We start from the raw sequence: 11,346 nt of genomic DNA, 5'->3' as shown, positions 1-11,346 counted from the left end.
ATCGCCGCCTACGTTAATGAAGTACTCCGGTTTGAACTACGCTACTACGGATTCTGACCGGGCGGCATTTGCCCCGGGGGCATCTGACCGGGAGGCATCTGACCCGGCGGCATCTGGCCCGGGAACTGTCCCGGCGGCTGCTGCATCGGCAGGGTGGGCTGCGGCGGGGGCGGGGCCTGCGCGGCCATCGGCTGCGGAGCGCCCTGCGGCGGTCCGAAGGACGGCGCGGGTGCCTGCTGCGGCGCGGCGCCGGGCGGCGGGCCGAACGACGGTGCCGGCGCCTGCTGCCCGGGGGCGGCGAACGCGGGGGCGGCCTGCGGCTGCGCGGGCTCGTCCTCGGCCGCCTCGCCGCCGAAGTTCTCGAGCAGCGCCTTGAGACCGCCGTCGAAGCCCTGGCCGACCGCCGCGAAGCGCCAGACGTTCGGCTCCTTGCGGTAGATGTCGGCGATCATCACGGCGCGTTCCGTGCTGAACTCCACACCCGAGAACGCGTACCGGACGACCTCCTGGCCGCCCACCGCGATACGGATGTAGCCGGACGCGACCTGTGACATCTGGCCCTGGCCGTCGATGGTCGCGGTGAACGCGAGCTTGCCGATCTGCGGCGGCACCCGGTCCAGCGTGACCCGGAACGACTGCTGGTCGCCGGCCTGCTCGCCGAGGAGCTGGATCGACTCCTCGGGGGACTTCGGCTGGTTGAAGAACACGAAGTACCGGTCGTCGGACAACCGGTCCTGCATGTCCAGGCCGAAACAACTGATGTCGAACGTCAGGCCCGGGGCGTCAAGCCGCAGGCCGACATACAGATCGGTTCCCGGGGTCAGATCGGACAGCTTGGCCTTCTGACCCTTCCTGAACTCGACCACCTCGTGGCTCCCTTCCCGTCAGAAGGGGCCCACCCGGGCATGACCCCCACCGCGCACGGCACGCTACAACATCCCGGCTTGTGCCGGTCCCGGAGGAGGGTCCGGCAGACCCGGAACCTCACGGCCCGCTCGGACCCCCGTTGGATCCCGACGCGGACACGGCACTCCCGGTTCCGTGTCGAGAAGACCGCGTGATTACGCGGCCCTCGGCGGGCAAGCCCTCACGTTATTACGGACGCCCCGGTCACCGCGACGGTCTCGGCGGCTTCGCCGGGATCCGAGGGTTATGCCTCAGATTCACGGTGACAGCGCCGTGCCGGGCCGTCCGAGGCGCACGCGTCGACGGCCCGGGCGGGTTCCGGGTGACCATCCATTCGGGTGCGTGCCTCCGGGCGGGGCCGCCCGGAACCGTCGGGCGGCGGGTCGCGTACGTCAGTACGTCACGCGTCGCACGACGCATATCGCACCCGTTGGCGCGCGTTGTCAGCGGCCGCCGCGCGGTGTCCGGCCTGTGGTGCCGTTGCGTCGCCCCGACTCGGCGGCGCTGTTGCGGGTCGCGCCGGGCCTGGCCGATTCCGCGGAACGCGAGCCGTCGCCGCGCGTTTCCGCCGCGGACTCGTCGCCCATTCCTTCGCCGGCGTCGTCCGTCTCGTCCGCGTCGCCCAGGCCGTCGCCGTCCACGCCGTCGACGTCGTCGTCTTCGTCCGAGAGGTCGGCACCTCCGGACGCGGCGACGCCTTCGAGGTAGCCGCGCGCCCGCTCGGTGCGTGGGTACGCCGCGAGCAGCGTCCAAAAGCGCGGCCCGTGCCCTGGGACGAGGAGGTGCGCCAGTTCGTGGAGCAGCACGTAGTCGACGACGTACGGCGGCATGCCCTGAAGGCGGCTGGACAGCCGAATCGACGCGTCGAGCGGCGTGCACGAGCCCCAGCGGGTGTTCTGGTTGTCGACCCAGCGCACGCTCAGCGGCACCGCACGGCCGCCGAGGTAGCGGTCGGACAACTCACGGGCCCGTTGGGCGAGCGCCTCGTCGCTGGGGCGCCGGCGTTTCTCCTGGGCGGCCAGGCGGTCGAGCATTATCCCGACCCACCGCTGCTCCTCCGCCGCGGACATGCGGGCGGGCAGCAGGACGACGGTACGGTCGCCGTCGCGGTAGGCCGACACGGTTCGGCGCCGTCGAGCGCTTCGGCGGACCTCGACGGCGTGCTCATGCGGAGTTCCGGGCACGGCGGAGTGCCCGGCCCCGGGATCGGCGGCCACAACCAGACGTTACCCAACGTCGCCCGCCACGAGCCGCTGCTTCGCCGCCGCGTCCGCAAAACGCCCGTGTTCGATGTCAGAACTCGCCGGTTTTCCCGGCATTTCGGGCAATTCGCATCACGATTAATCCGATCATCACACCGTGCCTGTGGACAACCGACGCCACGCCCCGCAACCACCGGGTGAAGCTGTCCCCCGACGGCCGATCACCCTCGGTCCGCCGGCTGTGACGATCCGATACGGGAGGCCCCGATGCGACCCCGACTCCGCCCCGCGCTCGTCCGGATGTGGCGCGATCAGCGCACCCTCCAGTTCGGCCTGGACCCGGCCCGCGCGCTTCTGCTGACCGGCCTCGACCCCGCACTCGCCCGCCTGCTCGACCGGCTCGACGGCACCCGTACCCCCGACCAGCTGTACGAGAGCGCGGGGCGCCTCGGGGTCGCGGCCGGACGCACCCGGGCCCTGCTCGACGTCCTCGCGGAGGCCGACCTGCTGGAGGACGCCGACGCCGGGACGCCACGGCCGGGTACCCGGCACGGACCGGGCCGGCACGCCCCCGGGCCGTACGCACCCGGCCCACACGCGTCCGGCTCACAGGCTCCCGGTCGGCATGCCGGTCGGCTCGCACGGGATCGGCTCGCCCCCGATCGGGCGTCCGCGTCTCTCGTGCGGCCGGGTCCCGACGGCGGCGAGGGCGTGCTCGCCCGGCGGGCCGCGGCCCGGGTCGTGGTGCGCGGCGCGGGGCGGGTCGGGGCGGCGACCGCGACCCTGCTCGCGGCGGCAGGCGTCGGCACGGTCGAGGTCGGCGACTCCCGGCCGTTCTGCCCGGCCGACGCCGGGGCCGCCGCCGGATCCTGGGACGGCGTGCGCAAGCGCCGCGAGACCGCCGCGCGCGAGGCGCTGCGGCGGGTTGCGCCCGAGGTACGGCTGAGTGCGCCGCCCGGCCGTACCCGGCCCGACGCCGTGGTGCTCGCGACCGAGGGCCTGCGTCCCGAGCCGGCCCTGCTGGAGCGCCTGGCCACGGCGTGCATCCCGCACCTGTACGCGGACGTCCGCGAGACCACCGGCATCGTGGGGCCGTTCGTGGATCCGGGCCGGTCGGCGTGCGGGCGCTGCCTTGACCTTTACCGCCGGGACCGCGACCCGGCATGGCCCCGGCTCGCGGCGCAGTACTCGGCACCCGCCCGCAGATGGGAGGACCGGCCGTGCGACGGCGTCCTGGCCACCGCGGTTGCGGCGCAGGCGGCGCTGCAACTCCTCATACATCTGGACGGGGACACGCCGACCGCAACCGGCGGCACCTTGGAGATCGCGCTGCCCGACGGCGCGATGCGCAGGCGCAGCTGGCACCCGAATGCGGAGTGCGGTTGCGGGGCGTTCGCGGTCGCGACGCACCCTCGGGCAGCGGCGTCGTGACCGCGATCACGCATGACAGCGCTGTGCATCCCCCACAATGGAACGCGTGAGCGATCTACCGCGTAGGGCAGTGACCCGGACGGCCAAGCTCGCCACGCTTCCCCTCGGGGTCGCGGGTAGGGCCACGTTGGGACTCGGGCGGCGGATAGGAGGCCGACCCGCGGAGATCGTCGCTGCCGAACTCCAGGAGCGCACCGCGCAACAGATGTTCAAGGTGCTCGGTGAGCTCAAGGGCGGCGCCATGAAGCTCGGGCAGGCGCTGTCCGTCTTCGAGGCCGCGCTGCCCGAGGAGGTGGCGGGGCCGTACCGGGCCGCACTGACCAAGCTCCAGGACGCCGCACCGCCGATGCCGGCCCGCACGATCCACAAGGCCCTCACGGAGAACCTGGGCTCCGACTGGCGCGGCCTGTTCCAGGAGTTCGACGACAAGCCGGCCGCGGCGGCGTCGATCGGCCAGGTGCACCGCGCGGTCTGGCACGACGGCCGCGAGGTCGCCGTGAAGATCCAGTACCCGGGTGCCGGAGACGCGCTGATCTCCGACCTCAACCAGCTCGGGCACGTCGCCCGGTTCGCCGGCGCGCTGATCCCGGGCATCGACGTCAAACCGCTGATCGCGGAGCTCAAGGCCCGGGTGGCGGAGGAGCTCGACTACCAGCTGGAGGCCGAGGCCCAGCAGGCCCACGCGGACGAGTTCGAGGACGACCCGGACATCTTCGTCCCGCGCGTGGTCTTCCAGGCCGAGCGGGTGCTGGTCACCGAGTGGATGGCCGGCACTCCGCTGTCGCGCATCATCGACAAGGGCACCCAGGAGGAACGCGACCAGGCGGGTCACCTGCTGGTGCGGTTCCTGTTCTCGGGCCCGGTGCGCACCGGCATGCTGCACGCCGACTCGCACCCGGGCAACTTCCGGCTGATGCCCGACGGCCGGCTCGGCGTCCTGGACTTCGGCACCGTCAACCGCCTGCCGGACGGGCTGCCCGAGCCGATCGGCATGGCGATGCGGCTCGCCCTCGACAACGAGGCCGAGGGCGTGATGGAGGTGCTGCGCTCCGAGGGCTTCGTGAAGCCGTCGATCCAACTCGACGCGCAGGAAGTCCTCGACTACCTGCTGCCGATGGTCGAGCCCGCGCAGGTCGATCGGTTCCAGTTCACGCGCGCGTGGATGCGGCTCCAGGGCGCACGCATCGGCGACCCGCGCAACCCGGCGTCGCAGATGGCCCGTCAGCTCAACCTGCCGCCGAACTACCTGCTGATCCACCGCGTCACGCTCAGCACGATCGGCGTGCTGTGCCAGCTCAACGCCGAGGTGCCGTTCCGCGAGGAACTGGAGTGCTGGCTCCCGGGGTTCGCCGAGCTGGAGTTCGAGATCGACGAAGAGCTGGACGACTACGGCGAGTTCGACGAGGTCGCCCGGGACGAGGCCGGCGTCGAACAAGCCGTCCTCGACGAAAGCGCCCTCGACCAAGGCCTTGTCGACGAAGGCGCCGAGATCGCACGGGGCGGACTCACCAAGGGCTCGGCCACGAAAGACTCGGCCGCGAAGGGCGACGTCGCGGACAAGAAGCGGCGTTCGCGATAACCGCGATCACCCTTGGCGCGACCCGCCGTTCGGGCGCCCGAAGGTGAAGGGGCAGGCTCTCCGCGCCGCGTGCGGACCTCGGCTGCCGGATCCCGAATCCTCGGTCATGGTCCTCGGTCAGTCCTCGGTCTTCGGTCCTCCGCAGAGCGTTCGCCTCCAGGGCTGCGAGGACCAGGGCGCGGCCGACGCCACATGGGCAGCGGGTTGTCGGATACGACCCGGACGCGCGCAGGGCGGGCACCCTCTCGGGTGCCCGCCCTGGTTTCGTCTCCGGCAGGTGTCGGCAGGTTTTTCCGCGGCCTACTTCATGCCGCGTGTCGTGCCACTGCTTGGTTCTCGGGTCGGAACGACCCCGCGTCGTCGGTTACTGCATGACGGCGAGGGCGAGAGCCCTGCGGGCCCGCAGCGAGGCCACCTCGGCGCGGCGCTTCATCTTGCGCGCGGCGCGGACGTGGGCTGCCCTGCGGTGCAGTTCGGCCTCGCGTAGTCGTTCCTCCATCTGCGCTCTTGCGAGCGCTTCATGGAGAAGATGCATCTCACGGCTCCTGTCCAGCATCGGGATCTGGTGGTTCGGGGTGGAGGGGTTCTGGGCGGTCATCGGTTCCTGGCTTGCGGTCTTGGTGCGCTGGACGGTGGCTGCTCGGGGCAGGTCGGCGGGGTTCACGCGGCGACCTCCGTCTTGCGCGGACGGCCACGCGGACGCTTCCGCGCCACGACCACACCCTGGATGAACAGCTCGCCACCCCAGACACCCCACGGCTCGCGGCGCTCAAGAGCGCCCTGGAGGCACGCGGCACGGACCGGGCACTCGCCGCAGAGGGCCTTCGCGTACTCGACGTCGGCGGGCGACTCGGCGAAGAAGACCTCGGGGTCGTAGGAACGGCAGGGGATGGTGCCCTCGACGGTCTCGATGTCGTCGAACGCGGTCAGGGTCATCAGGTCTACCTCCGGTACAGGTACGGCTAGAGCAGTCGCAGTGGGCGGCTTGTCGAACGGCACGTGGTGCTCCTTGTGAATGAACTTGGTTGGCATTGCTGCCACTTGGTTGCGCTTCGCGGTCCTGGTGGACGCGTCCTGCCGGGGCTTTCAGGGCAAAGACAAGGGCCGCGGATCCCGGTGTACGGGTTCCGCGGCCCTGGAGAAGCCGACCTGACTCAACGTCAGGTTCGCGTCCTCCAGGACGGGTACCCGTGCATACCGGCAAATCCGGTCGTGCCCATGGCCTGAGCCATGTCCTCGACCTGCTGCTGCTCACATGCCGCCACGATCGATGCCGACGGTCGCTCATCGCGCGTGATGACACTGGTGCGCTCGCTGCCTTGCCAACCCAGCTCGACGTTTGACGCCAGACCGATGCGTTCGCCACGACCGCCCAATGCGGGCAGATCAGCGGTGATGATGCGGGCATCGGTCCCGGCATACGCGAGGGACGGGGTCCGACCCTTGAGGGTCAGGACGGAGGCAGGCTTCGGCGAACCCAGCTCAGCAGAGCGCACCGACATCACGGCGGGCGCGACGGCAGTGGCGACAACTGCGAGTTTGCGGTTGGTCATCATGTCGTTCGCCTCCCTTCCCGAGAGGTCTCGTGGCGCCGCCTGCTGGGCGGATCCGATGTCTGGCATTCGGCCGGTGCAGCTGGTGCAGCCTGGTGCGCTGCACTGCCCGATCTCGCGACCGAGCACGGTCAACACGTTGACCGTGCTCGTGAGGTTAGATGCGCTTCCGAGAAGAGCGCAAACTATTTTCCGCGTGTCTGGGGTCACTTGAGGGAAATCCCTCGTCAGGAGCCCTCCGACGCGGTACTTCCCAGGCCTCTCCGGGCACTTCGCCCGCCACCCGGAAGGCGTCTTCGTCGGGCGGGTCGCCCGGCAGCTCACCCGGCAGATCACCCGGCAGTTCAGCCGTCGGATCGCCGGCCAGGTCACCGGGCGATCCGGGGTCCTCGTCGGCGCCCGGATCGTACGCGTCCGCGAGCTCCTCGGGGTCGCGGCCGGCGACGATGGCGAGGACGTCCTCGCCGAATTTGTTGATCTTGGTACGGGTCACTCCGGAGATCGCCGCGAGCTGGTTCACCGAGCCCGGCTGGGCCTCCGCGATCGCGGTCAGCGTGGCATCCGTGAACACGCAGTACGCGGGCTGCCCCAGCAGCCGGGCCTGGCCGAGGCGCCACTCCCGGAGCCGCTCGAACATCGCCTCGTCGACGTCCGACGGGCACTCCATGCAGCGGGCCAGCTTGCGTTCGGCGGCCTCGGTCAGCCCGCGCCCGCAGACCCGGCAGCGCACCGGCCCCGCCTTCGCACGCCGCGCCGCCCTCGGCTCGCCCGGACCCCACGACGAGCCCGCACCGGTCGTGGCGGAACGCCCCTGCGCCGCCCGGCCGGGTGCCCCCGAGCCGGTGCCGCGCAGACCGTCGAGGAACCGGGAGGGGCCGCGCCCGGGGCGGCCGCCGGGCGAGCGGGCCATCGCCCACGACAACGTCAGGTGCTCACGGGCGCGCGTGATCCCGACGTACAGCAGCCGTCGCTCTTCCTCGACCTTGTCCGCGGTGTCGGCGTAGTGGATCGGCATCATGCCCTCGGTCAGGCCGACCAGGAACACGGCGTCCCACTCCAGGCCCTTGGCCGCGTGCAGGGAGGCGAGGGTGACACCCTCCACGGTCGGGGCGTGCTGGGCTGCGGCGCGCTCGGCCAGCTCCTCCACGAAGTCCGCGAGCGTCGCCTCGGGGCGCGCCGCGGAGAAGTCCTCGGCGAGGCGTACGAGCGCGTTCAGCGACTCCCAGCGCTCCCGCACCTGACCGGATCCGCCGGGCGGCTCCGGGGTCCATCCCCCGGACACCAGCACGGCGCCGACCTCCGCGGCGAGGCCGCCCGCGTCGTCCGCGGCCCCCGCCGAACGCGCGGCGCCGCGCAGCAGCACGGCGGCGTGGCGCACCTCGGGGCGTTCGAAGAAGCGCTCGGCGCCCCGCAGGACGTACGGGATGCCGAGGTCGGCGAGCGCCTGCTCGTACCCCTCCGACTGCGAGTTGGTGCGGAACAGCACGGCGATCTCGGCGGCCCGCACGCCCTGGTCGAGCAGTTTGCGCACCCGGCGGGCGATGCCCTCCGCCTCGCCGGGCTCGTCGGCGAACTCCACGAAGTCCGGCTCGGGGCCGTCCTCGCGCTGCGAGATCAGCTCCAGGCGGTGCTTGGCGGCCTCACCGGTGGCGTGCGTCAGCAGCCGGTTCGCCAGCCGCACGACCTGGGGCGACGAACGGTAGTCGCGGACCAGCTCGACGACCTCCGCCGCGCGGTGCCGGTGCCGGAAACCGAGCAGGAAGCCCGGGGTCGCCCCGGTGAAGGAGTAGATGGTCTGGCTCGCGTCGCCGACCACGCAGAGGCTGCGGGCGTTCTGCGACCACAGGTCGAGAAGCCGCTGCTGGAGCGGGTTGACGTCCTGGTACTCGTCGACGGTGAAGTGCCGGTACTGCGCCTGCACCTGCTCACGGACCTCGAGTCGGTCGTCGAGCAGGCCGACGGTCAGCAGCAGGACGTCCTCGAAGTCCATGCGGCCCTGGCCGGCCTTGAGCTTCTCGTACGCCGCATAGATTCGCGCCACCTCGGCGGCATCCCGCGGCGGCTTGCGCTTGGACGCAAGCACCTGCGCCGGGTAGTCGTCGGGGGCGGTCTGGGTCGCCTTGGCCCACTCGATCTCGCCGGTGAGGTCGCGCAGCTCGGCCCGGTCGGCACGCAGCCGGCAGTGCTGCACCGCCTCGGCGACCAGCGGGACCTTGCGCTCGACGAGCCGGGGCGCGTTCACCCCGTAGGTGCGCGGCCAGAAGAACTGGAGCTGGCGCAGCGCCGCCGAGTGGAACGTGCGCGCCTGCACGCCGGCCACCCCGAGCTGACGCAGCCGGCCGCGCATCTCCCCGGCGGCCCGCGCGGTGAACGTGACCGCGAGCGTCTGGGTCGGCTGCATGACGCCGGTGAGCACGCCGTACGCGATGCGGTGGGTGATGGCACGGGTCTTGCCGGTGCCCGCGCCCGCGAGCACGCAGACGGCACCGTCGACGGACTTGGCGACCCGGCGCTGCTCGGGGTCGAGCGCGTCCAGGATCTCGTCGGAGGTCGGCGGGGGCCCGTACTGGTCGATCACCGGGACATCCTCTCAGGACCCACCCTCACCGACATGGTGTTGTCCACAGCCTCCACACTTGTGGAAGAAATCCGGGGCCGAAGGGCGTTGAGACGCCGTACGGCCCGCGAAAACCCGCTCGACAAGCCGCTCCGGACTCGGTCGGCGCCGAGCGACCACCCCGAAGCAGAGGAGACCTCCCGATGTCGGCCACCGTGACGATGTACAGCACCCCGTGGTGCGGGTACTGCCGCCGCCTCAAGAGCCAGATGGAGCGCGAGGGCCTGGCGTACACCGAGGTCGACATCGAGCAGGACGCCAAGGCGGCCGACTACGTGATGAGCGTCAACGGCGGCAACCAGACGGTCCCCACGGTGGTCGTGACGGTCGGCGGCGAGATTCAGTGGGTCGCCACCAACCCGAGCCTCGCGCAGGTCAGGGACGCGTTCGTGGCCGCGGCGGCCTGACGCGAGAGCCCCGAGCACCCCGAGCACGTGAGCGCACGGAGAGCACGTGAGCGCACGGAAGCCCCGGCAGTGACTGCCGGGGCTTCCGCGTGTTCGGGGGCTTTTTCAGCGGACGGCTGCCGCTGGGCCGGCTACCACTTGTTGCTCTCCGGGATGACCTCGCCGAACCACAGCTCGATCAGGTGCCGGGAGATCGAGATCGTTCCCGGGAGCAGTACGTCGCCCGCCGCCACCGCGGCCCGCAGTTCGTCGCGCGAGAACCACCGCGCCTCGGCGATCTCCGCGCCGTCGACGTCGATGCGGTCGTCCGCGGCGGTCGCGTGGAAGCCGAGCATCAGGCTCGACGGGAACGGCCACGGCTGGCTGTCGACGTACGTGACGCCGGTGACCTGCGCGCCGACCTCCTCCGCCACCTCGCGCACGACCGCCTGCCGCAGCGACTCGCCCGGTTCGACGAAGCCGGCGAGTGTGGAGAAGCGCTTCTCGGGCCAACTCGCCTGCCGTCCGAGGAGGGCGCGGTCCAGCGGGTCGACGACGAGCATGATGACGGCCGGGTCGGTGCGCGGGAAGTGCTCTGCCGCGCACACCGTGCACTTGCGTACGTGCCCAGCGGCCACCGGCTCGGTCGGCTGCCCGCACCGGGCGCAGAACGTGTGGGTGCGATGCCAGTTCTCCAGGCCGAACGCGTGCACCAGAAGCCCGGCGTCGCGGTCGCCCAGCACGGAGCCGAGCGTGTAGAGGTGGCCCACCTGGGCGTCTACGCCCTCGGGGAGTGCCTCCGCGGCGACCGCGAAGTAGGCGGTGTCGTCGGCGTCCACACCGAGGAAGTACCGCTCGCCGTCGGGCGCGTCGGCCGGCGCCACCAGCAGGAGGGCGGGCCCGCTCTCGTCGGTCCAGTGCACCTTGCCCTGCTCGATCACCAGGACGCGCGACCCGGGCGCTTCCCACGCCGCGGTCAACCACGCCTCGTCGAGCCGGTGCACGGCCGCCCTGTCGTGCAGAGCCCTCGTCAACGCCAGCCCAGGATCGCGATCGCCCACGGACACACACCCCTCGTCGTTCATCGTTCCGTCACCGTGCCGCCGCGCTCCGCACGCGGACCCCGGCAGGCACACCTCCGGTGTACACGATCGCCCCGGACCTTGGGACGGCGCGGGGTGGCAGCCGACGGGTTCGAGCGAGGGAGCCGGATGGGAGAGCGCATGCGGAGGGCCGCCGCATGTGGGCAGGGCCGCGGCAGAGCGGCGCGGGCGCGGAGGGCCGGACTGCGCAATGGCGGAGGGCCGGACGCGCGAGCGGTTGGGCGCGGGAGTGTGCAGGTGGAATTGGTGCTTGAGGCGAGATCCGCCAGATACGCCCGAGGTGTGCACAGGCGCGCGGCGGGGTTGGGCACGGTGTGACGTCGACTCCGGCGCATGGGGCCACGCCTGCGGAAAGTGCGAGCGGACGTACGGGCCCGTCGCAGAGCGCCGACTCCCGGTACGGCGGCGGGAGATGAGCTGCGGGCGGCGGCGCGCGATTGGTTTGCGATTGGTTGGTGTGCGGGGGCCCGGTACGCGGGGGCGTACGTGCGGACTTCGGTGGGCGGCGGGCCGGGACCTGGAACGCGGAGTTGGGGGCGTGATTGTGCGGGTGGCGGCGTGGCGGGAGT

Annotated in this window: 8 protein-coding genes and 2 pseudogenes; 3 read left to right on the top strand and 7 right to left on the bottom strand. The window is 71.8% G+C overall.

What is annotated here, in order from left to right; all coding sequences use genetic code 11:
* Nucleotides 1-47 precede the first annotated feature (47 nt).
* Both AB0C36_RS30840 and AB0C36_RS30835 read right to left on the bottom strand, forming a co-directional pair.
* Nucleotides 48-866, bottom strand: a pseudogene (locus AB0C36_RS30840) (TerD family protein); the annotation flags it as partial.
* 723 nt (nucleotides 867-1,589) lie between these two features.
* Nucleotides 1,590-2,123: pseudogene (locus AB0C36_RS30835) on the bottom strand (M48 metallopeptidase family protein); the annotation flags it as partial.
* A 252-nt stretch (nucleotides 2,124-2,375) separates the two neighbouring features.
* On the opposite strand from AB0C36_RS30835, the gene AB0C36_RS30830 reads away from it, so the two are divergent.
* Nucleotides 2,376-3,539, top strand: coding sequence for a ThiF family adenylyltransferase (locus tag AB0C36_RS30830; protein ID WP_358360461.1), 1,164 nt, complete (start codon nucleotides 2,376-2,378; stop codon nucleotides 3,537-3,539).
* A 46-nt stretch (nucleotides 3,540-3,585) separates the two neighbouring features.
* The gene (locus AB0C36_RS30825; RefSeq protein ID WP_358360458.1) at nucleotides 3,586-5,118 is read left to right on the top strand and encodes an ABC1 kinase family protein; all 1,533 of its coding nucleotides are present in this window, start codon (nucleotides 3,586-3,588) and stop codon (nucleotides 5,116-5,118) included.
* Between the two features lie 364 nt (nucleotides 5,119-5,482).
* On the opposite strand, the gene AB0C36_RS30820 is transcribed toward AB0C36_RS30825, so the two are convergent.
* The 4 genes from AB0C36_RS30820 to AB0C36_RS30805 form a co-directional block, all read right to left on the bottom strand.
* Nucleotides 5,483-5,782 carry a putative WhiB-interacting protein gene (locus tag AB0C36_RS30820; protein ID WP_494410262.1) on the bottom strand — a complete coding sequence of 100 codons (300 nt, stop codon included), beginning with the start codon at nucleotides 5,780-5,782 and terminating at the stop codon, nucleotides 5,483-5,485.
* A complete protein-coding gene (locus AB0C36_RS30815; protein WP_435839149.1) occupies nucleotides 5,779-6,135 on the bottom strand; it encodes a WhiB family transcriptional regulator in 357 nt (118 codons plus the stop codon). The genes AB0C36_RS30820 and AB0C36_RS30815 overlap by 4 nt, the downstream gene beginning before the upstream one ends.
* 143 nt (nucleotides 6,136-6,278) lie before the next feature.
* Nucleotides 6,279-6,674, bottom strand: a complete 396-nt coding sequence (locus AB0C36_RS30810; protein WP_358360453.1) for a hypothetical protein — start codon at nucleotides 6,672-6,674, stop codon at nucleotides 6,279-6,281.
* 154 nt (nucleotides 6,675-6,828) lie between these two features.
* Nucleotides 6,829-9,249, bottom strand: a complete 2,421-nt coding sequence (locus AB0C36_RS30805) for an ATP-dependent DNA helicase UvrD2 (RefSeq protein ID WP_358360451.1) — start codon at nucleotides 9,247-9,249, stop codon at nucleotides 6,829-6,831.
* 182 nt (nucleotides 9,250-9,431) lie between these two features.
* Between AB0C36_RS30805 and AB0C36_RS30800 the strand changes: the two genes are divergently transcribed.
* Nucleotides 9,432-9,695 (top strand): mycoredoxin, encoded by a 264-nt coding sequence (locus tag AB0C36_RS30800; RefSeq protein WP_358360449.1) that lies wholly within the window; start codon nucleotides 9,432-9,434, stop codon nucleotides 9,693-9,695.
* Between the two features lie 131 nt (nucleotides 9,696-9,826).
* On the opposite strand, the gene nudC is transcribed toward AB0C36_RS30800, so the two are convergent.
* On the bottom strand, nucleotides 9,827-10,708 hold the full coding sequence (gene nudC / locus AB0C36_RS30795) for an NAD(+) diphosphatase (RefSeq protein WP_358360447.1): 882 nt from the start codon (nucleotides 10,706-10,708) through the stop codon (nucleotides 9,827-9,829).
* Between the last annotated feature and the right edge of the window lie 638 nt (nucleotides 10,709-11,346).

This window comes from Streptodolium elevatio (assembly GCF_040649515.1).
In the GTDB taxonomy this organism is placed as follows: Bacteria; Actinomycetota; Actinomycetes; order Streptomycetales; family Streptomycetaceae; genus Yinghuangia; species Yinghuangia elevatio.
The sequence above is the reverse complement of the archived record's forward strand: the minus strand, read 5'-3'. Positions and strand labels throughout refer to the sequence as shown.